Source organism: Kitasatospora sp. A2-31, from assembly GCF_022288725.1.
GTDB lineage: Bacteria > Actinomycetota > Actinomycetes > Streptomycetales > Streptomycetaceae > Kitasatospora.
In genome coordinates, this window is sequence record NZ_JAKNTA010000005.1 from 570005 (window position 1) to 592851 (window position 22847).

Consider the following 22847-nt stretch of genomic DNA (forward strand, 5'->3'; position numbering starts at 1 on the left):
AGGGCCCGCCGCACACCGGCGGGCCCTTCCGTATCCGTTCGTCCTACTGGACCGGGATGACGCCGGTCAGCCACTCGAAGACGCCGGGCACCAGGGCCTTCCACTGGTCGGTGGTGTGCGGGCCGGTGGCCTCCTGGACCTGGACGGTGGTCGGGGCCTTGGCCACGGCGGCGATCGCCTGGCCGTCCTCGAAGCCGTCGCCCTTGTTCCCGGAGACGTACAGCGCGACCTTCGGCGGCTGCTGGGCGCTCTTCAGGATGTTGACCGGGTTGTTGGCCTCGCGCAGCTTGGCGTCCTTGCCGACCAGCGAGTCCTTCTCGACCGCCGGGTCGTTGTAGCCGGACAGGGCCACGCCGGCGCGGTAGCGGTTCGGGTGGGCGAGCGAGAGCTTGGCCGCGCAGTGGGCGCCGGCCGAATAGCCGGCGATGCCCCAGCGCTCGGGCGACGGGTCGGCGCGGAAGTTGTCCATGACCATCTGCGGCACGTCCCGCGTCAGCCAGGCGTCAGCGTTGATCTTGCCGGGGATGTCGGTGCACCCGGCGTCCTGGTGGCCGCTGAGCAACAGGGTGCGGGGCGAGACCAGGATGAACGGCGCCACCTTGCCCTGCTGCATCAGCGGCTTCAGCTGCTCGGAGACCTTCAGGGTGCCGTACCAGGTGGACGAGGAACCCGGGTAGCCCGGGATCAGCTCGACGACCGGGAACTTCTTGTCCTTGAACGCGGGGTCGTTGTACTGCGGCGGGAGCCAGACCAGCACCTCGCCGTCGACGCCGGAGACCGGGCCCTTGAGGTCGGTCTTCTGCACGTCGCCCGGGACGGCCGGATCGTTGACGCCGCGGAACTGCTGGGTGAGCTTGGGCTTCGCGGCGTCCCCGCCCGCGGCCGGCTGCCCGCTGGCCGTGCCGCCCGCGGCCGGGACCGGCTGCTCGGCCGGCGGGATCGAGGGCACCGCGCGGACGTGGTTCCCGGTGCCCAGCAGGTCCTCCCAGCTGCCGTAGATCAGGTTGGCGTTGTTGACCATGACGAACACCATGACCACGGCCGTGATCTGGCAGAACACGATCATGACGAGCCGGGACAGGATCCGCACCGGCTGGGGCCCGCGTACCCGACCCCAGCACAGCATCGCCACCGCGATGGAGATCGGCACGAGGATCACCGTGCAGATGAGGAAGGGCGTGCCTGTCAGTTGCATCAAAGTCTCGTATCCGGGTTCGCAAGCCGCTCGGGCCCCACTCGCCCGAACGCACTCCAATGGCATTGGACGGCCTCAAACGGGGATCGGTTGCCGTCCGAATCTGTGCGGAACCTGAGAGGAACATCACGTTTCCGTGATGATCCCTTTCCGGGTCCGCCCTAGTCTGCCACCCTGACAGCCCGCACCCGGACCATCCGCCCGGCGGACGCCAGGATTGCCCCCGACAGGGCACGATACCGCCCGTCCGGACCCCGGTGGCGGGCGAGGCGGTGCAATCGCGCGCTCGCGGGCCAGCGAGACTATGGGGATGAGCACAACCCGCTTTCGCCCTTCCCGCCGGTTCTGGCCCGCCTGCGCCGCGCTGGCCGTGGTGGTCGCCGTGGCCGGCTGCAGCAGCACCGGAGGCAGACGCGCCGAGCAGGCCCGCGCCAAGGCCGCGGCCGCCGCCGGCAGCGCCGTCACCACCCCGCGCTGGAAGGTCGCGATGGTGACCCACGCGGGCGCCGGCGACGCCTTCTGGGACACCGTGCGCAAGGGCGCCGAGCAGGCCGCCGCCAAGGACAACATCACCTTCCTATACTCCAACGACGCGCAGACCCAGAACCAGGTCCAGCTCGTCCAGGCCGCCATCGACCAGAAGGTCGACGGCCTGCTGGTCACCCTCGCCAAGGGCGACGCGCTCGCCGACGTGCTCGGCAAGGCCAAGGCCGCCGGCATCCCGGTGATCACCATCAACTCGGGCCAGGAGTACTCCGCGAGATTCGGCGCACTCACCCACATCGGCCAGGACGAGTCCACCGCCGGCCAGGCCGCCGGCGCCGAGCTGGCCGCCCGCGGCCGCGGGAACGTCCTCTGCGTCATCCACGAGCAGGGCAACGTCGGCCAGGAGCAGCGCTGCGGCGGCGCCCGCAGCAAGGCCGGCAGCGCCTTCCAGGTCCTCTACGTCGACGGCGTCAACATGCCCGACGCCCGCGCCGCCGTCGCCGCGAAGCTCCAGGCCGACCCGGCCATCGACACCGTGCTCACCCTCTCCGGCCCGATGGCCGCCACCGGTCTGCAGGCCATCCAGGACGCCCGCCGCCCGGTCGAGCTGGACACCTTCGACCTGGGCCAGGCCGTGGTGGCCGGGCTGAAGTCCGGCTCCGTCGGCTTCGCCGTCGACCAGCAGCCCTACCTCCAGGGGTACGAGGGCGTCGACCTGCTCTGGCTCCACCGCTCCAACCTGGACATGCTCGGCGGCGGCAAGCCGGTGCTGACCGGCCCCCAGATCCTCACCGGGAACGACGCCGACGCCCTCGCCGAGTACGTCGCGAGGGGGACGCGTTGAGCACCGACGTCCTCGTCCAGGAGCGCCCGGCGACGGTGCGGCGGCTGCTCGCCCGGCCGGAGCTGGGCGCGCTGATCGCCGCCGTGGCGGTCTTCCTGGTCTTCGCCGCGGTCGCCGAACCGTTCCTCCGGGTCTCCTCGCTGGGCACCGTGCTGTACGCGGCGTCCACCATCGGCATCATGGCGGTGCCGGTCTCGCTGCTGATGATCGGCGGCGAGTTCGACCTCTCGGCCGGCGTGCTCGTGACCACCGCTGCGCTCACCTCGTCCATGGTCAGCTACCAGCTGACCGCGGTGACCTGGGTCGGCGTACTGGTCTCGCTGGCCGTCACGCTGGCGATCGGCTTCTTCAACGGCTGGATGCTCGGCCGCACCAGGCTGCCGAGCTTCATCGTCACCCTGGGCACCTTCCTGATGCTCACCGGCGCCAACCTCGGCGTCACCAAGCTGGTCTCCGGTACGGTCTCGACCAAGCCGATCTCCGACATGGAGGGCTTCGCTTCCTGCCGGTGGCTGTTCGCCTCCGAGCTGACCGTCGGGGGGCTGACGATCCGCGCCACCGTCTGGTGGTGGCTCGGCCTGGTGGCGGTCGGCAGCTGGGTGCTGCTGCGGACCCGCTTCGGCAACTGGGTCTTCGCGGTCGGCGGTGACGCGGCCGCGGCCCGCGCGGTCGGCGTGCCGGTCGCCCGGACCAAGACCGTGCTCTACCTCGGGGTCGGCTTCTGCGCCTGGGTGCTCGGCCAGCACCTGTTGTTCTCCTTCGGCACCGTGCAGTCCGGCGAGGGCGTCGGCAACGAGCTGATCTACATCGTGGCCGCGGTGATCGGCGGCTGCCTGATCACCGGCGGCTACGGCTCGGTGGTCGGCGCCGCGCTCGGAGCGCTGATCTTCGGCATGGTCGGCAAGGGCATCGTCTACGCGCAGTGGAACCCCGACTGGTTCAAGTTCTTCCTGGGTGCGATGCTGCTGCTCGCCGCCCTGCTGAACTCCTGGGTCAAGCGCCGCGCCGAGAGGGGACCGCGATGACCGAGCTGCTCGCGCTCGACCGGGTGGGCAAGACCTACGGCACGGTCCGCGCTCTGGAGGGCGTCTCGCTGAGCCTGCGGGCCGGCGAGATCAGCTGCGTGCTCGGCGACAACGGCGCCGGCAAGTCCACCCTGATCAAGATCATCGCCGGGCTGCACCGGCACGACGAGGGCACCTTCACCGTCGGGGGTGAGGAGGTCCGCTTCGACTCTCCGCGCCAGGCGCTCGACCGCGGCATCGCCACCGTCTACCAGGACCTCGCGGTCGTCCCGCTGATGCCGGTCTGGCGCAACTTCTTCCTCGGCTCCGAGCAGGGCCACCGCCGCTGGGGCGGGCTGCGGCTGGACGCCGACGGCATGCGCGCCACCACCCGGGAGGCGCTCGCCCGGATGGGCATCGACCTGCCCGACGTCGACCGCCCGATCGGCACCCTCTCCGGCGGACAGCGCCAGTGCGTGGCGATCGCCCGTGCCGTGCACTTCGGCGCCAAGGTGCTCGTCCTGGACGAGCCGACCGCCGCGCTCGGCGTGAAGCAGTCGGGCGTGGTGCTCAAGTACGTCACCGCCGCCCGTGACGCCGGCCTCGGGGTGGTGCTGATCACCCACAACCCGCACCACGCGTACCTGGTCGGTGACCACTTCACCCTGCTCAAGCGGGGCCGGACGGCCGGCAGCCACCCCCGGGCGGAGATCGGCCTGGAGCAGCTCACCACCGAGATGGCCGGGGGGTCCGACCTCGCCGAGCTCTCGCACGAGCTGGGCCGACCCACCGACCCCGCCCCCGAACCCCGTGAGGAGCGTCCGCAGCCGTGACCAGCCCCAACGCCGGCACCCGGCCGCCGGTCCTGCCCAATCTGCTCGGCCTCGGCCCGCGGGCCGAGCGCCGCCGGCGGGCCCTGCCCGTCGGCGTCCTGCGGCTGCCCACCATCGGCGTCGACATCGGCGGCACCAAGGTGGTCGCCGGCGTGGTGGACGGCGAGGGCAAGGTGCTGGAGAAGGTGCGCACCGACACCCCCGACAAGAGCAAGAGCCCCAAGGTGGTCGAGGACGTCATCGTCGAGCTGGTCCTCGACCTCGCCGACCGGCACGACGTCCACGCGGTGGGCGTCGGCGCGGCCGGCTGGGTCGACGCGGACCGCTCCACGGTGCTGTTCGCCCCGCACCTGAACTGGCGCGGCGAGCCGCTGCGCGAGGCGCTCAGCGAGCGGCTGCGGTTCCCGGTGATCGTCGAGAACGACGCCAACGCGGCCGCCTGGGCCGAGTGGCGGTTCGGCGCCGGGCGCGGCGAGGACCACATGGTGATGCTCACCCTGGGGACCGGGATCGGCGGCGCCGTGGTCCGCGACGGCTACGTCGACCGGGGCAAGTACGGGCTGGCGGGGGAGTTCGGGCACATGCAGGTGGTGCCCGGCGGCCACCGCTGCCCGTGCGGCAACCGGGGCTGCTGGGAGCAGTACTCCTCCGGCAACGCCCTGGTGCGGGACGCCCGGGAGCTGGTCGCCGAGGAGTCGCCGGTGGTCCAGCCGCTGCTGGCCCGGGCCGGCGGCACCGCCGAGGGCATCACCGGCCCGCTGGTCACCGAGGCCGCCCGGGCCGGCGACCCGACCGCCACCGAGCTGCTGTACGAGGTGGGCACCTGGCTCGGCGTCGGCATCGCCAACCTGGCGGCCGCGCTCGACCCGGGCCGCTTCGTCATCGGCGGCGGCGTCTCCGAGGCCGGCGACCTCCTGCTCGCCCCGGCCCGCGACACCTTCCGCCGCACCCTGACCGGCCGCGGCTTCCGCCCCGAGTCCACCATCGTGCACGCCGCCCTGGGCAACGAGGCCGGCCTGGTCGGGGCCGCCGACCTGGCCCGCCAGGTGGCCCGCCGCTTCCGCACCATCAAGCGCCGCCGGGTGGAGCGCAGCGTGCCGTAGCGCCCCTCCGGTCCGTAGGGGCGCCCGCCCGGCGGCGGGCGCCCCTACGCTACCCCGGCGTACGCCGGGACCCGGGCGGAGCGCCGACTGTGCGGTGGTACCGGTGCGGCCCTGTTGTCCGGGCCATGCCTCCTGTGAAACAACGGAGTTGACGTCGACTCGGGAGGCCCTTCGGATGAGAGCTCTGGCCCGCATCACCCCGCCGATCCTGCTCGCCACCGCCCTGGTCTGCTCCGCCGCGGGGCCGGCCGGAGCGGCCGAACCACCGCCCAAGGTGCCCGAGGCGGTGGGCTGGGGCGGTGCGGTGGCCAGTGTCGACGCCGATGCCACGGCGGCCGGGATCGAGGTGCTGCGCAAGGGCGGCAACGCGGTGGACGCGGCCGTGGCCGTCGCCGCCGCCCTCGGGGTCACCGAGCCGTACTCGGCCGGGATCGGCGGCGGCGGGTACTTCGTCTACTACGACCACGCCACCGGCCGGGTCTCCACCATCGACGGCCGGGAGACGGCCTCGCGGACGGCCGACACCTCGCTGTTCCTGGAGGACGGCAAGCCGCTGCCCTTCGCCGACGCCGTCACCAGCGGCCTCTCCGTCGGCGTGCCCGGGGCCCCGGCCACCTGGGAGACGGCCGTCAGGCTCTGGGGCAAGCGCTCCTTCGCCGACGCGTTGAAGCCCGCCGAGCGGATCGCCGAGCAGGGCTTCACCGTCGACCGGACGTTCCAGGACCAGACCGCGCTCAACCAGGCCCGGTTCAAGGACTTCCCCGACACGGCGAAGCTCTTCCTCCCCGGTGGCGCGCTGCCCGCCGTCGGCTCCACCTTCCGCAACCCGGACCTCGCCGCCACCTACCGGCAGCTCGGCCGCGAGGGCACCGACGCGCTCTACCGGGGCGACCTCGCCGCCGACATCGTGAAGACCGTCCAGCACCCCCCGGTGGACCCGACCTCCGGCCGCAACGCCCGCCCCGGCAAGGTGGACGCCGCCGACCTGGCCGCCTACCGGGTCCGCCGGCAGCAGCCCACCCACGTCGCCTACCGCGACTACGACCTCTACTCGATCGCCCCCTCCAGCTCCGGCGGCACCACCGTCGGCGAGGCGCTCGGCATCCTGGAGGACGGCGAGGTCGGGCAGTACGACGGCACCCAGTACTACCACCACTTCCTGGACGCCAGCCGGATCGCCTTCGCCGACCGCAACCGCTGGGTCGGCGACCCGGCGTTCAACGACGTCCCCGTGCGGGAGCTGCTCTCCGAGCGGTACGCCGCGTCCCGGGCCTGCCTGATCAGCCCCGACCGCGCCCTCACCAGTCCGCTCGCCCCCGGCGACCCGCGCCACCCCGCCCGCTGCGCCGACACCGGCGCGGCACCCGCTGCGGAGCCGTACGAGGGCCTGAGCACCAGCCACCTCACCGTCGCGGACCGCTGGGGCAACGTCGTCTCCTACACGCTCACCCTGGAGCAGACCGGCGGCAGCGGCATCACCGTCCCCGGCCGGGGGTTCCTGCTCAACAACGAGCTCACCGACTTCAACTTCACCCCGCTCAACCCCGGGGTGCCCGACCCCAACCTGCCCGGCCCCGGCAAGCGCCCGCGCTCCTCGCTCTCGCCGACCATCGTGCTGCGCGACGGCGAGCCGCTGCTCGCGACCGGTTCGCCCGGCGGCGCGACCATCATCACCACCACGCTCCAGGTGCTGCTCGGGCGCCTGGACCGCGGCCTCAGCCTGGAGCAGGCGATCGCCGCGCCGCGCGCCAGCCAGCGCAACACGGCCGCCACCCAGGCCGAGCCGGGCTTCCTCGCGCTGCCCGAGCGCGCCCGGCTGGAGGCGCTCGGCCACGTGTTCGCGAGCACACCCGAGATCGGGGCGGCCACCGGCGTCGAACGCCTGCCGGACGGCCGCTGGGTGGCCGCCGCCGAGCCGGTGCGCCGTGGTGGCGGCTCGGCCGCGGTGGTGCGGCCCGCTCCCTGATGCCGGCCGGCTCTGTCGGTGCCGTTCGGTAGATTCGGGGTGGGCGTCCGCTCGGGTGCCCACCCCCGTCCGAACCGCCACCGGGAAGGCCGCAAGCCGTGACCGTCCGCATCGCCACCTGGAACATCAACTCCGTCACCGCGCGGCTGCCCAAGCTCCTGGAATGGCTGGAGAACGCCAAGCCGGACGTGCTCTGCCTCCAGGAGCTCAAGTGCGCCACCGACGCCTTCCCCTACCAGGAGGTGCGCGAGCTGGGCTACGAGACGGCCGCCCACGGCACCGGCCGCTGGAACGGCGTGGCGATCGTCTCCCGGCTCGGTCTCGACGACGTCGTGCGCGACCTCCCCGGGCAGCCCGGCTACCTGGCCGACGGCGCACTGCTGCCCGACGTCGAGCCGCGGGCCATCGCCGCCACCTGCGGCCCGGTCCGGGTCTGGTCGGTCTACGTGCCGAACGGCCGCGAGGTCGACCACGCCCACTACCGCTACAAGCTGGAGTGGCTGGAGGCGCTGCGGGTGGCGGCGGCCGAGGACGCGGCCGGCCCGCGCCCGTTCGCCGTCCTGGGCGACTTCAACATCGCCCCCACCGACGAGGACGTCTTCGACGTCGCCGCCTTCGAGGGCCTCACCCACGTCACCCCCGCCGAGCGCGAGGCGCTGGCCGCCCTCGCCGGGACCGGCCTCCAGGACGTCGTGCCCCGCCCGCTCAAGTACGACCGCCCCTACACCTACTGGGACTACCGCCAGCTGGCCTTCCCGAAGAACCGGGGCATGCGGATCGACCTCACCTACGGGAACAAGCCCTTCGCCGACGCGGTGACCGACAGCTACGTCGACCGCGAGGCCCGCAAGGGCAAGGGGACCTCCGACCACGCCCCGGTCGTGGTCGACCTCGACCTCTGAGACGGCCCGGATCACTGCGTGTGAGCAGGATCCGGGGGAGGGCCCGGTCCCCCGAACGGTCCAGAGCGGTGGCCGGGCGGGGGGCGGGTGCCTAGCGTCGGTGGATGACTGGGTGTAGTTGTTCGATCACGTGGACTTCGGAGTCCCCGGCTGCGCCCGAGAATCCCGGAGGTTCCGGCATGCGCCCCACGCGTACGGCCGCCGCCGCCCTGATCGGCGCGGCGGTGCTGACCGGCCTGACGGCTCCCACCGCGCTGGCCAAGGACGGCGCCGCCACGGTCAGCCCGTCCCAGGCCGCACCGGGTCAGACCGTGACCGTCACGGTCTCCTGCGAGAAGTCCGACAAGCCCAACGCCAAGACCATCACCGCCCACTCCCAGGCGTTCGAGGGCGGGCCGGCCACCCTCACGCTCGGCTCGGACGGCAAGCACACCGGCTCCGCCCGGCTGGCGGGCAAGAACAGCGGCGACAACAAGGTCGACGGCACCTGCCCGGACGGCGCCGTCTTCTCGACCAGCGTGACGGTCACCACCGCGACCGCGTCCTCGCCCGCGGAGAGCATCGGCTCGTGGAGCCAGGCGGCGGGGGAGTGGGCCGGCTCGCTCGGGCAGTCCGGCGCCGGCAGCCAGCAGGTGGCCCCGCACGGTGCCGTGAAGACCGGGCTCGGCGGCTCGGTCGCGGCCGACCCGGCGGAGCTGGCCGGCGGCGCGGCCCTGGTCGCGGCCGGCATCGGCGGCTTCTGGCTGCTCCGGCGGCGGACCGGCGCCGGCTCGGTCTGAAGGGCGTCCCGCACGGCGGTGCCGCCGGACCAGCGGTCCGGCGGCACCGGTGCGTCCGGGGCCGACCGCCGCAGCGGTCGGTGTCGGGTCGGCGTCCGGTCCGGTTCCGGCCGGCGTCGTACGCCGGCGGGTCAGGCGGAGACGGGCCGGGTGGTGGCGGGCCGGAGAGCCGGCCGGGCGGCGGCGGGCGCGGCGGTGGACGCCTCCTCGCTCCGAATGGTGCCGCTCGCCAGCAGGTACTGGGCCAGGACGTACGTCGCCATGATCCAGAACTGGTGGCCGGGCAACTCCTGCCACTTCGCGAGCTTGGTCGCGATCAGCGTGTCCGAGAGCAGGAAGAGCGCCCCGCCCAGGCCGGTCCGCCAACCGAGGCCCGCCGAGGTGACGGCGGTCGAGGCGAGCAGCAGGCTGTACCCCGCCACCGGGATCTGCAGGTCGCCGAGGTCCGGCCAGAGCCGCCCGATCATCGTCGCCCACGCCGTCGCATACGCGGCGGCCACCAGCAGGGCCCGCCGCCGGTCGGTCAGCGCCCCGCGCCGGACGAACATGGTGACGTAGCAGACGTGCGCCGCCGCGAACGAGCCCATGCCGGCGAGGAAGGCGGTGTCGTCGCCGAGCTGCAGGAGCACGTCGCCGCCGGTGCTGAACAGCAGCGCCGGCGCCAGCAGCTTCGGGGCCTTCCGGCCGGCCTCGGTGGCGGCCGTGACGCTCTGTGCGGCCAGCAGGGGCATCAGGGCCGGCTTGGTGGCGTGGCGCAGCACCGGGGTCTCGGTGAGGATCGCGCCCAGGTGGGCCGCGGAGGTGGCGGCGAAGCCGGCGAGCAGCCCGGTGGCGGAGCGCAGGCGCCCGCCGAGAACGGCGCGGGTGGTCGTACGGATGCTCATGCGGCGGTGTCCTCCGGGTGGGTGGGGCGGTGCGCGGGCGCGGCGGGGCCGGGGCGGCGGGCCCGTTCGTCCCCCCCCTGGGCGACCGGGCCCGCCGGTGGAAGACATTGTTACCGGTGCGTAGGCCCGGTGCCGACCGGGCGGTGACGCGGCGGCGGATCCGCACGGTGGCGGGAGGCACGCGGGAGCGGCGGGGGGAGGCAGCGGGCTGCCGCCGACCGGCGGGGCCGGGCCGGTCAATTCGCCGGGAGGAGCGGTTGCCGCCCCCGGGGGCGTCGCCCACCGTCTAGTCTGGTCCACGACATGGAGCAGCAGGAGTACGCGGCCGGCGCCACGCAGGTGGCCGGCGGCACGTCGGACGGGCGCACGGGCGGGGCGGGGCGGAGCACCACCGACGCCGTCGCCGCCGTACGCGGAGCCGGGCCTGACGCTCCGCAGGGGTCCGCACCGGCCGACCCGGCCGACGGGCTCTCGCCCGACCCCGGGCTGCTCCGGCTCGCCCGGTGGTTCGCCGAGGCCGATCCCGGTACCGCCGACGACCTCTGCGCCGCGTCCTTCGGCCTCTACCCCGCCCGGCACTTCGGCGCCCCCGCCGAGGCGGCCCCCGTACCGGCCGTTCCCGCGCAGGCTGCCGCCGGGAACGCCGCGGGGACTGCGGCGGTGACTGCCCCCGGGGGTGCGCCGGACGTCAGCTGGTGGCACGGCCCCACCGCGCACGCGGCCGCCGCGCTGCGCGCCCGCGGGACCCGCCCGGCCCGCGGCCCGCGCCGTGCCCGGCGTGACGCCGACACCCTGCCCGTGGTCCGCTCGGGCGCCAAGCCCGGCAGCCCCGGGCGGCACCGCAAGCCCGAGCGGTCCCGCGGCGCCGCCGCCGTGGCGCCCCCGGCCGGTGGGTCCGGTGGTTCCGGTGGGTCCGGAGCGCAGGACCGTTCCGCCGCCGCTGCCGAGCAGCGGATCGCCGCCCGCCTGCTGCTCGCCCACCCGCTGGTCACCGCCTCCGGCCCGCACGCCGACGGCTTCCCGCTGATCCGCCGTCACCGCGACTGGCTCGCCGAGCGTTTCGACACCCTGCTCGGATACCGCCTCGTGGTCGGCCCCTGGCACGCCCGCCTCTGCAAGGCCGGCCTCGGTCCCGGCGCCACCCGCCGGCTCGAACACCCGGCCACCGGTGCCCCGTTCACCCCCGGCGGCTACGCCCAGCTCGCCCTCGCCCTGGCCCTGCTGGTCGACGCCCCGGAGCAACTGCCGCTCGGCCGGCTGCGGGCGGCGATGCGCGCCGCGTCCGGACCGGTCCCCGCCGCCCCGGGCGACCTCGGCATGGCCCTCGCCACGCTCGCCGACTGGCAGGTGCTCACCGGCGTGCCCGCCGAGCCGGCCGACGAGGACGCCGTCCTGACGGTCGACCGGGAGCTCGCCCGAGCCGTCCCCGCCGGGCCGCCCGCGCTCGCCGCCGACGCCGCCGACCTGATCCGTCGCGCCGCGGAGGCCGAACCCGGCACCGCCGTCCGCCGCCGGCTCGCCGAGACCCCGGCCGTCCTCGTCGCCGACCTGCCCGAGGACCAGCGTGCCTGGCTCCGCGAGCACCGCCACAGCGGCCCGGCGGCCCTCGCGGAGTTCCTGGGACTGGAGGCCGAGTCGCGGGCCGAGGGCGTCGCCCTGCTCGACCCCGCCGAGGAACTCACCGACCTCGTGCTGCCCGGCCCCGGCACCCTGGCGCAGGCCGCGCTGCTGCTGGTCGAGCGCCTGGTCGAGGAGGTCCGCCCGTTGCCCGGCGAACCCGCCGAGGACGCGGAGACCCCCGGCGGCGAGCCGGCGGTGCCGGTCGTCCCGGTTCCCGACGCGCTGATAGACGGCGTGCTCGGCGACATCGCCGACGAGTACGGCCTGCCTGCCGGCTGGCGGCGGGACTACCTCGCCGACCGCACGGCCCTGCGCCGCGACGCACTCGACCTGTTGCACCGGATGGGCCTGATCACCCCCACCCCCCGCGGCACCCGCCCGCCGGGCTGGCTGCTCCGCGCCCCCGCCGCCCGCTACGCCCCCGCGGCCGACCTCCTGCCGACGCCGGGCACCGGCCGCCACTCCCGCCGCGACCCGGCGGTCACCGTCCCGTCCCCCACCGCCGAACACGCCGAGCAGCGGGCCTGAGGAACTCGGAGCCCGGCGGCCCCGATGCGTCCGGCGGCGAGGCGTCCGATGCCCTCGACGCCGGCCGTGGGGACCACGGGCGGGCCATCACCCTGCGCGTCGCCGGAGTGCGACGGCCACCAGGGCGGCGTCGATCGCGTACTCCCGGCCGTGCCGCCCCGCCCCCTGGAGCAGGACGGGCGCGTTCGTGCGGCCCGGCTCACCTCACTTGCCCGCCGCGGTGGTCGCCACGGTGTCGTGCCGGACCGTCTCGACGGTGGCGCCGACACCGAGGGTGCCGAGGGCGACGGAGGCGAGCACGGCGGCGCAGGCGAGGAAGCGGCGGTGCCGCTGGGGGAGCGGGAAGCGCGGATCCTGGGAGGTCGCCGGAGGGTGGGCGTTCATGTCACGGAGCGTTCCAGGGCGGCGTTAACGATCGCTACGCGCGGGTGAAGTCCGGATGGGGGGCGGGCGTCGGCTTGTGGGATGTGCCCCGCCACCGGGCGCCGCCGTCGTTGCCGGGCGCCGCCGTCCTCGACCCGCCGGCCGGTGACGGGGTCGGACGACGGACCCGTGTCGTCCGACGTCCACCGGGCGACCGGCGCCGGGGGAGGGCGCGCCGACGAGGCCTCGGCCTCCCGCGAGCCGGGGTCGGGCGCCGCGCCTCCCCCGGCCCGCCCCGGACCGGCTCACGCGGTCGGCCGGACCTCGGACCGCACCTCGGACCGGAGGTCCGGCCGCACCTCCGTCAGGCCTTCGTAGGGGGCCGGGAACGGCGTCTCGTACGGGGTCAGCACCAGCCGCACCACGTCCTCCAGCCGGCGCCGGGCGTCGCCGAGCGTGGTGCGCCCGGTCACCCAGGCCGTCAGCTCGCCCTGCCAGGCGTGGCCGACGATGTGCCGCACCAGGTCGCTCGCGGCGGCCGGCACCTCGGCCATCACCGCGTGCAGGGCGGCGCTGTCGGCCCGGGCCATGCCCTGCAGGGCCTCGCTGGCGAACGGGTCGGTGGAGGCGGCGACGGCCACCCGGAGTCTGGCGAGCTCGGGCTGGCGCTGGTAGGCGCGCATCCCGCCGCGGACGAAGCGCACCACCCGGTCGGTGGCGCCCAGTCCGGCCCGCGGCCCGCGCAGCTCCGCCACCAGATCGGCCAGGAGCAGCCGGTGCCACTCGGCGATCGCCGCCGCCAGCAGGTGGTCCTTGGAGGAGAAGTAGCGGTACGCCGTCCCGAGGGCGACTCCCGAGCGCTCGCAGACCTGCTTCATCTGCAGCCGCTCGACGCCGATCTCGTTCACCAGGGCGAGTGCGGCCGCGATCAGGGATTCGCGGCGTTCCAGCTGACGCGGAGACATCGCCTCCACCGGTCGTGGTGACAGGTCAACCTTGGTCACCCGCACCATGATACGGCTCGGGGCCGCTCAGGAGTATGACGCCGGCCGGCCGCCCCGCGTTCGCCCGCCGTCCCGCTGCCGGTCGGGGGCGGCTCCGCGACCGTCCCCCGGGCGCCGCCCGGCCGCTCCCGGGGGCGGCCGGCCCTGGCGCCCCGGCCGCCCGGCGGCAGGTCAGCGCGGCCGGGCACCGCGGTCGCGGATCAGTGCCTCCTGGACGGCGGAGGCGACCAGCCGCCCCTCCCGGTCGTAGAACTCGCCGAGCGACAGCCCCCGTCCGTCCGAGGAGGAGGGGCTGCGCTGGGCGAACAGCAGCCACTCGTCGGCCCGGAACGGGCGGTGGAACCACATCGCGTGGTCCAGCGAGGCCATCATCAGCCGCGGCGGCTCCCGCCGCTGGAAGAAGTTCGGCTGGACGTGCAGCCCGGCGGTCGAGGCCAGCGTGAGGTCGGACAGGTAGGTGAGCGCGCAGACGTGCAGTAGCGGGTCGTCGTCGTCCAGCGGCGAGCCGGTGCGCAGCCAGACGTACTGCTCCGGCATGCCCGGGACGGCCGGCGGCAGCCCGGGGGCGTCCGCCGGGACGAACCGCAGCTCCAGCGAGCCGAAGCCGCCCGATCGGGCCAGCTCGGCGCGGGCCGCCGCGTCCCAGAGCGAGAACGCGTCCGGCAGCTCCCCGGGGCCGGGGACCGGCGGCGCCTCCCGCTGGCGGTCGGCGGCCGGCTCCGGCCGCTTGAACGAGGCGGAGAGGGTGAAGATCGCCGCGTCCCCCTGCACCGCCGTCACCCGCCGGGTGGCGTACGACATTCCCTGGCGGACCCGGTCGACCTCGTAGCGGATCGGGCGGGTCGGATCGCCGGGGAGCAGGAAGTAGCCGTGCAGCGAGTGCACCGGGCGGTCCGGGTCGACGGTGCGCCCGGCGGCCGTCAGCGCCTGGGCGGCGACCTGGCCGCCGAAGGCGCGCATCGGGGCCCCGGCGTGGCACCGGCCGCGGAACGTGTTCTCGTCCAGCCGCTCGATCCGCAGCAGCTCGGCGAACGGGCCGATGGCGTCGGTGGCCCGTCTCTTCTCTTCAGTCACCTCGGTCACGAGGCCCATAGTGGCAGAAGCCAACGGTCGGACGGTGTGACCTGGGTAACCATTCCGGGCGAACTTCGGCCATAGAACCTGTTCCAGTCTCCCGGCCGTGGCCGACGGGTTGTCAGTGCTCCCTCCTAGCGTGCTCCGCATGTCGCAAGCCGCACACGCGTACGCCTATCTGCGCCCGTCCGCCGTCCTCTCCGACGCCGCCGGTCCGCGCCTCGCCCTGGAGACCTCGGGCGGTGCCACCCCGCTCGGGGCGGCCGCCAACCCGCGCTTCTTCGCGGGCTTCCTGGCCGACCCGGCCCCGGCCGCCGCCGCGCTGCTCGCGGTCGCCGACGTCGCCGCCGCCCGCTACTACCAGCCGCAGCTGCGCGCCTCGCTGGACCCGGTGGTCACCGCCAACGGCGACCGGCTGCGGTTCGAGTCGTTCTCCGGCTGCTGCGGCGTCTACGCCCGCCTCGACGTCCTCCAGGCCGGGCTGGACGGTGACGAGATCGGCCACGGCACGACCAACGTCGACGTCAACAACCCGCTGCGGGAGGCGCTCACCCGGATCGGCCCGGCCGAGCCGCTGCACCTCGCGGTCGGGCCGGACGCGCTGGAGGTCACCACCTTCGACGGCCCGGTCGTCGAGAAGAAGGTGCCGCTGCCCGAGCGCTGGCTGCGGGGCTTCGCCGAGACCCAGGTGACGGCCGCCGGGTTCGACCTGCGCGCCGAGCTGCCCGCCGCCGAGGCGGTCCGCTTCCTGCGCTCGCTGCCGCGCGGCGGCGGCCGGTCCGGCGCCCGCACCGCCCTGTGGGTCGTCCCGGCCGGCCGGACCTTGCGCCCGACCACCCGGCCGGTGCCCGGCGCGGTCTGCCTGCCCGGGCCGGACCGGCTCGCGGCGCTCCAGCGGGTGCTGCGGCACGCCCTGGCGCTGCGGGTCTACGGCCCGGCGGTACCGGGCGACGGCCCGGCCGCCTCGGCCTGGGAGGTGGTGCTGCCCGGCATGCGGCTGACACTCACGCTGTCGCCGGACGCCTCGCGGGGCTTCTCCGGCGAGGGCGGCGTGCTGGGCGCCCTGGCCACCGGGGCGGCCGAGCAGGACGCCGACCTGGTCGCCGTCCTGCTGGCCTGGGAGCCGCGGATCGAGGTGGCCGAACTGGCCGAGCAGTCCGGGCTCACCCCGGCCCGGGTCCGGGCCGCGCTGACGAGGCTCGGCACCGCCGGGCAGATCGGCTACGACACCGCCGAAGCGGCCTACTTCCACCGGCAGCTGCCGTACGAGGCGGGCCGGGCGGAGGCCCGGAACCCGCGACTTCGGGCGGCGCACGCGCTGGTGACGGCGGGCGCGGTGCGGCTGGACGGCGACGGCTCGCTCGCGACCGTCACCGTGGACGACCACGTCCAGCGGGTGCGGACGGACGAGTCCGGCCGGGCCGGCTGCACCTGCCTCTGGTGGGCGAAGTACCGGGGCGGACGCGGGCCGTGCAAGCACGTCCTGGCGGTCGGGATGGTCCGGGAGCGCAACGCCTCCGGTGGTGCGGCGCCCGCCGCGGACGCGGCGAGCGGTTCGCCCGCCCCGTACGGGAAGGAGCCGGTCGCGTGAGCGGCGTCGAGGAGCTGTTGACGGCGGTTCGGGAGGGGCGGACGCCCCAGGTGCCGGCCCTGGTGGCGGCGCTCGGGCCAGTCGAGCGCCGGGCCTGCCTGCCGGCCCTGAAGGAGCTGCGCAAGGAAGTCCGCGGCCAGTGGTCCAAGGAGGCGAGTGCGCGGAGCGGGGCGCTGCTGGTGGCCGGGGCCGGCTGTCACGCCGGCCCGGCCGGCGCCGCCGGCTGGATCAACGGGCGGGACTTCGCCGAGCGCTCCTGGGCCCGGCACCCCGCGCTCGCCGAGGTCGTCCGGGCGCAGCCGGTCGAGTGGCAGGTCGAGGTGGCCACCCGGCTGGCGGCCCGGCGCGGCTCGCGCTGGAGCTGGGACCTCTACCCGCTGATCGCCGAGGTGGTCCGCCGGACCGGCTGCCCGGTGCCCGCGACCGACGCCTTCACGGCGGAGTGGCTCGACCAGCTCGGCGCCGCGGGCCGGCTCAGCGACTCCCGGACGCTGCAGGAACTGATGACCGCCGACGCCTTCACGCCGGTCCTGCTGCCCCGGGTGTTCGAGCTGGAGGACGTCGGCCGGCAGCTGGAGGCGCGCCACGGCGAGCGGCCGGGGGACGGCTTCCCGGCGGCCGTCGCGATGCTGGCGACCAGCGGCACGGTGGACCGGGCCGAGCTGCTCGATCGCTGCCTGGCCCGGCTGGTGCGCGGCGGCAAGCCCGCCGACCAGCGCGGCTTCCTCGGCATCCTGACGGCGCTGGCTCCGGACGATGCGGAGTACCGGGCACACGCCCGCAGTCTGGTCGCCATGCTGGACGGGCTCCCGGTGGTGGCCGGCCACGCCCAGCAGGTGCTGGCCCGCCTGGACGAGCGCGGCCTGGTCGAGCCGGAGCTGCTGGCGGAGGCGTCGGCCGTGGTGCTGTTCCGCACCGAGAAGAGCCTCGTCCGGGCCCAGCTTGGCTGGCTGGACAGGGCCGCGAAGCGCGCGCCGGAGCGGGCGGGCCCGGTGGTGCTGGCCGCCGCCGAGGCCTTCGCCCACCCGGACACCGCCCTCCAGGAGCGGGCGCTGAACATCGTCGCCCGGCACCTGGCGAAGGCCGGCGAGGCCGTCCTGCCCGAGCTGCGGGTCGCCGCCGAGGGGCTCAACCCGGCCCACCACGCCCGGGCCGGGGAAGTGCTCGGCGCCCCGGTCGGCGACGACGGCGACCCGGACGCCGCGTGGAGCGAACCGCTCCCGCCCGCGCCGGTGCCGCGCCCGCTGGGCGCGCCGATCGCCACGCCGGCCGAGGTCGCCGAGGAGCTGTCGGCGCTGCTCGCGGCCGGGGGCGGGGACGTCGTCGACTTCGAGCGCACGCTGGACGGCCTGGTCAGGCACGCCCACCGGGACCACGCGGCGCTCGCCGAGGCGCTGGAGCCGGTGCTGCGGGTGCACACCTGGAACGGCGCCGCGCGCTGGCTGGACTGCTCCCCGGCCGATGTGCTGTACGTCGCCGCCGCGATCGCCGGGCACGTCGACCCGCACCGGCGGGGCACGGTCTTCCGTGACAAGGGCCGGGACCCCCTGCGCGGCGACCACAACACGCCGTACGGGAACGTGCTCGCCGCGCGGCTCGCGGAGGCCGCCCAGCGCGTCACCACCGACCGGCCGCCGCTGCTGCTCGCCACGCCCACCGACGCTACGGGCGCGGTGGCGGCGGCCGAGCTGGTGGAGCGGATCGCCGCGTACGAGGCGGCCGGCGCCCGGCCCGGGACGGTGGACCTGCAGGCGGCCCTGCTGCGGCTCGCCCCGACCGCCGAGCCGGCGGTGCTCGCCGACGCCGGCCGGCTGGCCTCACCGGCCGGGCGGTGGGTGGCGCAGTGGCTGTGCGACGGCGGACTCCGGCCGCTGCCCTCGGAACGCGTGGTCTTCGCCCCGGTCCCCGGTTCGAGCGGCAGCCGGCTGCACGGCCCGCACTACTGGGAGCGCTCGTGGGAGGACGTCGACCGGGTGCTCGTCGCCCAGCCCGGGGTCGGGGCGGGGCCGCAGGGCCCGGCCGGCGAGCGCCTGGGCGGGGAGTTCCGCGCCCTGCTGGACGCCACAGAGCCGAGCATCGCCCGGGCCCGGAAGGTGAACGCCTGGCTCTGGCCGACGGTGCACTGGGTGGCCATGCTCCCGCACCACCGCGAGGAGCAGACGGCCCGGTGGCTGGACTGGTTCGCCGGCGCGGCCGACCGCGAGCAGCGCGGGGTCGCGGGGCTGCTGCCGATCCTCGCCGAGGCCGGCGGCCCGGCCGGGCTCGCGGTGCACCTGGCGGTGGCGTACGGCCTGGGCGCGCGCTTCCCCGAGGACCGCACGGCCGCGGTGGACGCCCTGCTGGTGCTCGCCGCCCGCGGGGACCTCGACGCCGGTCTGCTCGGCCGGGAGCTCGGCCATCTGGTCGCCCGCGACACGGTGAAGCCGAACCGGCTCGGGCAGGCGCTGGCCGCCGCGGCCGAAACCGGCGCGTACGCGACCGTCTGGTCCGTCCTGGCCCCCGTCCTGCCGGCCCTGCTCGCGGGCGAGCCCGCCCGGGGAGCCGGCGAGGTGCTGGCCGTCGCGGCGGACGCCGCACGCCGCTGCCGGGCCCGCGGGCCGGTGGCGGAGGTGGACGCGGTGGCGGCCCGGCCGGGGTCGAGCCGGCTGGTGAAGGAGGCGCGCTCGCTGCGCGACGTCCTGGCCGGCTGAGCAGGGCCGGCGCGAGGGGGCGCGGGCAGGGCCGGCGCGGGCACGGGGCCGACGGCGACCCCGTGCCCGGTCCGTGACCGGCCACGGGCCCGGCCACGGGCCCCTGCCGCGGCGGTGGGCGCGGGCACGGGTGGGGAGCGGCCGGGCGGGCCGGAGCCCGCGCCGGAGGTCACACCGCGACGCCGTCGTCCTCCGTCGTCGCCACCGGCCGGGCCGGCGGACGCTCGGGGCCGGCCGGGGCGGCCGGCACGACCAGCCCGGTGTCGTCCTTCGGCGGAGCGGCGACCGCCCGCCACCAGAGCCGCAGCGCAGGCGGGTCTGCGGGCTCGAAGGGCTTGCCGGGGCGGGGCACCGCCAGCCGCGCGCCCAGCGCCTGGGCCGCGGCGACGACCCGCTCGGCGGGCTCCTCCCACGGGTGCGGCGCCAGGTTGAAGGTGCACCAGTGGATCGGCAGCAGGAGCTCCCCGCCGAGGTCCAGGTGCGCCCGGACGCCCTCCTCGGGCGTCATGTGCACCTCGGGCCAGTAGTCGCAGTAGGCGCCGACCTGCATCATCGTCGCGTCGAACGGACCGAGCCGGCGGCCGATCTCGGCGAAGCCCGGGAAGTAGCCGGTGTCGCCGCTGTGGAAGAGCCGGTGCCCGCGGCCCGCCACCACCCAGGAGGCCCAGAGGAACAGCGCGCTGGTGCGCGGGCCGCGGCTGCAGTAGTGCCGGGCCGGGGTGGCGGTGAGGGTCAGTCCGGCCACCTCGGCCGACTCCCACCAGTCCAGCTCGACGATCCGCCCGGCGGGGACGCCCCAGTGCTCGAGGTGCGCGCCGACGCCGAGCGGGACGGCGAAGACCGCGCCGGTGCCCGTGAGCGCGCGGATGGTCGCCATGTCGAGGTGGTCGTAGTGGTCGTGCGAGACGACCACCACGTCCACCGGGCCGAGTTCGCCGAGCGGCAGCGGCACCGGGTGGAGCCGCTTGGGTCCGGTCCAGGCGAACGGCGAGCAGCGCTCGCCCCAGACCGGGTCGAACAGCACCCGGCGGCCGTCGAGCTCGGCCAGCACGGTGGCGTGGCCGAGCCAGGTCAGCCGCAGGCCGGAGGCGGCCGGCGCGGCCAGGTCGACCGGGAGCAGCCGGTGCAGCGGCACGGCGGCCGCCGGCGTTCGGCGGGTCTTGTCGGCGGCCAGCTGGGCTCGGGTGATCTCCAGCGGCGTGCGCTCGTAGACCAGCCGGCGGGTGGGGAGGGGGTTGCGGAAGGCCCCGTCGGCGAACTGCGGTGAGCGGTGGATCCGGGCGAGCCGTTCGCCACGGGGCTCGGCGCCGAAGGCGTCGGTGCGGATCCGGTGCCAGGCCGCCCGGGGGAGTCCGGCCAGGCCCGGTCCGGTCCGGTCCGGGGAGGGCGCGGACGCCGGGGCGGGCGGCGAGGTCAGACCGGCGACGCGGGAGTACCACGGAGCGGAGCGGGGCACGGGCACCTCCAGGGACGGTTACGGCTACCGGACACGCCGGGGCGCGTACCCAGGACGGCGAGGCCGCTGCGGTACGACAACCATCTTGTCGGAGGTTACTCGTCGTGGGCCGTCCGGACCTGGTGGGCGGCCCGCTGCGGGCCGTTCGGCGTACCGGCGGGCCGCTCCGGGCGGGGGGACGCCGGCCGGGGGGATTCGGACGCCGGCCGGGGCGGGCCCGAACGGCGACCGGCCCGCTCCGGAGGGGTGGCCGGAGGCCTCAGGCGTAGAAGCGGGTGATCGCCTCGGCGACGCAGTGCGGCTTGGCGCTCTCCGCGCTGGTGATGGTGAAGCGGACCACCACCTGGACGCCGCCGGACACCTCGGTGGCCGACACCAGCTCCGCGGTGGCCCGGATCGCCGTGCCGACCGGCAGCGGCGCGGGGAAGCGCACCTTGTCGGAGCCGTAGTTGAGCGCCATCCGCACGCCCTCGACGCCGTAGCACTCCTTGGCCAGCACCGGGATCATCGACAGCGTCAGGTAACCGTGCGCGATGGTCGAGCCGAACTGGCTCTCCTTCGCCCGCTCGGGGTCGACGTGGATCCACTGGTGGTCCCCGGTGGCCTCGGCGAACAGGTCGATCCGGGACTGGTCGACGGTGTGCCACTTGCTGGTGCCCAGCTCGGTGCCGACGGCGGCGGTGAGGTCGGCGAGGGACGCGAAGATCGTCACGAAGCGCTCCTGGTGGCAGGTGGGGTGCGGACTCGGCAGAGTATGCCTACTCTCCGGTCACCTGTCAGGAGCCGGGCGGCACGCGGGGGGAACGGGCCCGGCCGTCCCCGGGGCGCGGGCGGGCGGTCAGGAGCGCGTCACCGGGCGGTCAGGAGCGCGTCACCGTGCGGCCGGCGGGCAGCAGGCGGCGGCCGGTGACCAGCTCCGGCACCAGGGCGACGAACAGCGGGTCCGGGTCCCCGACCCACGGCCGCAGGCCGGAGCGCAGCGCCCGGCGGATCTGCTCCGGGTCGCGCAGCAGGTCCGCCCGCCCGTGCACCAGCACGCTCCAGCCGGTGCGGGTGACCGGGTCCAGCCGGTCCGCCTGGAAGGCGACGACCGTGCCGTCCAACCCGCGCGCGGTGGCGCTGTCCCGGCGCACGGCCAGCAACAGGCGCCCGTCCGGTGCGAGGTCGAAGGAGAGCGGCAGGACCGCGGGCAGCGCGTGCTCGGTGTACACCACGCGCCCGACGGGCACGGTGCTGAGCAGCCGCAGGCACTCGGCCTCGCTCAGGGTCTCCACACGGTCGTCACGGTCCATGGGTCCGATCGTCCTCCGCCCCGACGGCGGGTCGATAGGGCCCATGGTCCCGGAGCATCCGGGTCGGGAGCCCCTCGTCCGGCCGGGGAGGCGGCCCCCGGGGCGGTAGCTTGTCCGGCGGTGGCCGGTGCTGCTCCGCGGCGGTGGAACGTGCCGGGGGCACGGCCGGCCGGCCGGGCCGCGGTTCGCGCGGACGAGCCCCGGCCGGCGGTCGCGGCGAGGCGGCGAGACGGAGCGGTGGGCGGTCCCGGAGACGGCGGGCCGGCGAGGAGGGGGCGATGCGGGTGGTCAGCGGGGTCGATCTGGTGGTGATCGGGGCGGACGGCGGGCCCGACCGCGGCTTCGGCGGTTCGGCCCGGGCGGCCGAGGGTGCCCGGCTGCTCGCCGAGGTGCTGCCCGGCATGTGCTTCGACGCCGGCTCGGCGGGCTGCCGGGTCACCGCGGTGGACCCGGCCGCGGACGCCAACACCATGCTCACCGCGGTGCGCGAGGCGGCCTCCCGGCCGGGCCGCTGGTTGGTGGTCTGCCTGGTCGGCCAGCTGGTCGCCGACCCGCGCGGCCGGCGGCTGGCCCTGGTCACCGGCGGCTCCACCGCCGACAACGCCTACCGTCGCGGCCTGGCCTGGGACTGGGTGGTCAGCGCGATGGTCCACGGCGACCAGGAGGAGGCGCTGTTGCTGGTCGACGCCGTCGCCGACCGGGACACCTGGGCGGCGCTCGAGCGCGGCGGCGGCGAGGACGGCGCGGGCGAGCTGCTCAGCTACCCGCGCGTCCCGCTCTGGGGCCGGGTCGGCCGCTTCACCACCGGTAGACGGGGCCGGGACGCCGTCCTGCCCGGTGCCGAGGGATCGTTCAGCCACGCGCTCACCACCGTCCTGCGGCACGGCCTCCCGGGCGCCCCCGCGGCGGTCTCCCCGCTCGACCTCCAGCCGGCCGTGGCGGCCCAGCTCGACGGTGGGCCGGACGCCGCACCGGGTGCCGGTGCGCCGGGCGCACGCCTGCTCGTACCGCCGCAGGGCGGGCGCCTGCTGATGCGCAATCGGGCCGCCGTTCGGGGCGCATTGGCCGGATTGTCGCTTTCCGAAGAACTGTTGGCCGTCCTGTGGCGCGAAAGTGCCCCGACGGATCCGCCTTCCACGTAAGGTCAGGGGGCTCGGGGTGTTGCCGTGCAGGGGCGGGATGGCGAAGAATCGATGCTCTCGCGGCACACCAGCGGGACGGCGGAAATCTTCT

General features: G+C 75.9%; 19 protein-coding genes. 11 read left to right on the forward strand and 8 right to left on the reverse strand.

All coding sequences use genetic code 11. The features are described 5' to 3' along the window. Positions 1-43: 43 nt before the first annotated feature. Positions 44-1195 (reverse strand): esterase family protein, encoded by a 1152-nt coding sequence (locus MCM47_RS17340; protein ID WP_238862519.1) that lies wholly within the window; start codon positions 1193-1195, stop codon positions 44-46. Positions 1196-1505: 310 nt separating this feature from the next. Here MCM47_RS17340 and MCM47_RS17345 point away from each other — a divergent pair, with 310 nt between their 5' ends. From MCM47_RS17345 to MCM47_RS17375, 7 genes are all read left to right on the forward strand, one after another. Next, the gene (locus MCM47_RS17345; protein ID WP_238862520.1) at positions 1506-2525 is read left to right on the forward strand and encodes a substrate-binding domain-containing protein; all 1020 of its coding nucleotides are present in this window, start codon (positions 1506-1508) and stop codon (positions 2523-2525) included. Then, complete coding sequence (locus MCM47_RS17350; RefSeq protein ID WP_238862521.1) at positions 2522-3550, forward strand: ABC transporter permease; 1029 nt, start codon at positions 2522-2524, stop codon at positions 3548-3550. Before MCM47_RS17345 ends, MCM47_RS17350 begins: the two co-directional genes overlap by 4 nt. Then, entirely contained in the window at positions 3547-4362 is an 816-nt protein-coding gene (locus MCM47_RS17355) for an ATP-binding cassette domain-containing protein (RefSeq protein WP_238862522.1), read from the forward strand. Before MCM47_RS17350 ends, MCM47_RS17355 begins: the two co-directional genes overlap by 4 nt. Before the next feature lie 41 nt (positions 4363-4403). Next, a complete protein-coding gene (locus MCM47_RS17360) occupies positions 4404-5465 on the forward strand; it encodes an ROK family glucokinase (protein WP_238862666.1) in 1062 nt (353 codons plus the stop codon). A 175-nt stretch (positions 5466-5640) separates the two neighbouring features. Then, positions 5641-7431, forward strand: coding sequence for a gamma-glutamyltransferase (ggt, locus tag MCM47_RS17365; RefSeq protein ID WP_238862523.1), 1791 nt, complete (start codon positions 5641-5643; stop codon positions 7429-7431). Positions 7432-7529: 98 nt separating this feature from the next. Continuing rightward, positions 7530-8333 carry an exodeoxyribonuclease III gene (locus tag MCM47_RS17370; RefSeq protein WP_238862524.1) on the forward strand — a complete coding sequence of 268 codons (804 nt, stop codon included), beginning with the start codon at positions 7530-7532 and terminating at the stop codon, positions 8331-8333. 179 nt (positions 8334-8512) lie between these two features. Beyond that, positions 8513-9112, forward strand: coding sequence for a hypothetical protein (locus MCM47_RS17375; protein ID WP_238862525.1), 600 nt, complete (start codon positions 8513-8515; stop codon positions 9110-9112). A 131-nt stretch (positions 9113-9243) separates the two neighbouring features. Here MCM47_RS17375 and MCM47_RS17380 read toward each other — a convergent pair whose 3' ends face one another. Further along, positions 9244-9996 carry a lysoplasmalogenase gene (locus MCM47_RS17380; protein ID WP_238862526.1) on the reverse strand — a complete coding sequence of 251 codons (753 nt, stop codon included), beginning with the start codon at positions 9994-9996 and terminating at the stop codon, positions 9244-9246. Positions 9997-10299: 303 nt separating this feature from the next. Here MCM47_RS17380 and MCM47_RS17385 point away from each other — a divergent pair, with 303 nt between their 5' ends. Then, positions 10300-12144 (forward strand): DUF2398 family protein, encoded by a 1845-nt coding sequence (locus tag MCM47_RS17385; RefSeq protein ID WP_238862527.1) that lies wholly within the window; start codon positions 10300-10302, stop codon positions 12142-12144. Positions 12145-12348: 204 nt separating this feature from the next. On the opposite strand, the gene MCM47_RS17390 is transcribed toward MCM47_RS17385, so the two are convergent. The 3 genes from MCM47_RS17390 to MCM47_RS17400 form a co-directional block, all read right to left on the reverse strand. Next, entirely contained in the window at positions 12349-12528 is a 180-nt protein-coding gene (locus MCM47_RS17390; RefSeq protein ID WP_238862528.1) for a hypothetical protein, read from the reverse strand. A 284-nt stretch (positions 12529-12812) separates the two neighbouring features. Continuing rightward, positions 12813-13511, reverse strand: coding sequence for a TetR/AcrR family transcriptional regulator (locus MCM47_RS17395; RefSeq protein ID WP_238862529.1), 699 nt, complete (start codon positions 13509-13511; stop codon positions 12813-12815). A 171-nt stretch (positions 13512-13682) separates the two neighbouring features. Next, positions 13683-14594 carry an acyl-CoA thioesterase II gene (locus tag MCM47_RS17400; protein ID WP_238862530.1) on the reverse strand — a complete coding sequence of 304 codons (912 nt, stop codon included), beginning with the start codon at positions 14592-14594 and terminating at the stop codon, positions 13683-13685. A gap of 139 nt (positions 14595-14733) precedes the next feature. Between MCM47_RS17400 and MCM47_RS17405 the strand changes: the two genes are divergently transcribed. Then, positions 14734-16176: an SWIM zinc finger family protein gene (locus MCM47_RS17405; RefSeq protein ID WP_238862531.1), complete on the forward strand. Its 1443-nt coding sequence runs from the start codon at positions 14734-14736 to the stop codon at positions 16174-16176. Then, positions 16173-18866, forward strand: coding sequence for a DUF6493 family protein (locus tag MCM47_RS17410; RefSeq protein WP_238862532.1), 2694 nt, complete (start codon positions 16173-16175; stop codon positions 18864-18866). Before MCM47_RS17405 ends, MCM47_RS17410 begins: the two co-directional genes overlap by 4 nt. 169 nt (positions 18867-19035) lie before the next feature. On the opposite strand, the gene MCM47_RS17415 is transcribed toward MCM47_RS17410, so the two are convergent. The 3 genes from MCM47_RS17415 to MCM47_RS17425 all read right to left on the reverse strand — a co-directional run bounded on the left by MCM47_RS17415 (position 19036) and on the right by MCM47_RS17425 (position 21614). Then, positions 19036-20226 (reverse strand): MBL fold metallo-hydrolase, encoded by a 1191-nt coding sequence (locus MCM47_RS17415; RefSeq protein ID WP_238862667.1) that lies wholly within the window; start codon positions 20224-20226, stop codon positions 19036-19038. A 355-nt stretch (positions 20227-20581) separates the two neighbouring features. Continuing rightward, complete coding sequence (locus MCM47_RS17420; RefSeq protein ID WP_238862533.1) at positions 20582-21034, reverse strand: MaoC family dehydratase; 453 nt, start codon at positions 21032-21034, stop codon at positions 20582-20584. A 148-nt stretch (positions 21035-21182) separates the two neighbouring features. Further along, on the reverse strand, positions 21183-21614 hold the full coding sequence (locus tag MCM47_RS17425) for a pyridoxamine 5'-phosphate oxidase family protein (protein ID WP_238862534.1): 432 nt from the start codon (positions 21612-21614) through the stop codon (positions 21183-21185). Between the two features lie 278 nt (positions 21615-21892). Here MCM47_RS17425 and MCM47_RS17430 point away from each other — a divergent pair, with 278 nt between their 5' ends. After that, the gene (locus MCM47_RS17430) at positions 21893-22756 is read left to right on the forward strand and encodes a hypothetical protein (RefSeq protein ID WP_238862535.1); all 864 of its coding nucleotides are present in this window, start codon (positions 21893-21895) and stop codon (positions 22754-22756) included. The last annotated feature ends 91 nt before the right edge of the window (positions 22757-22847 follow it).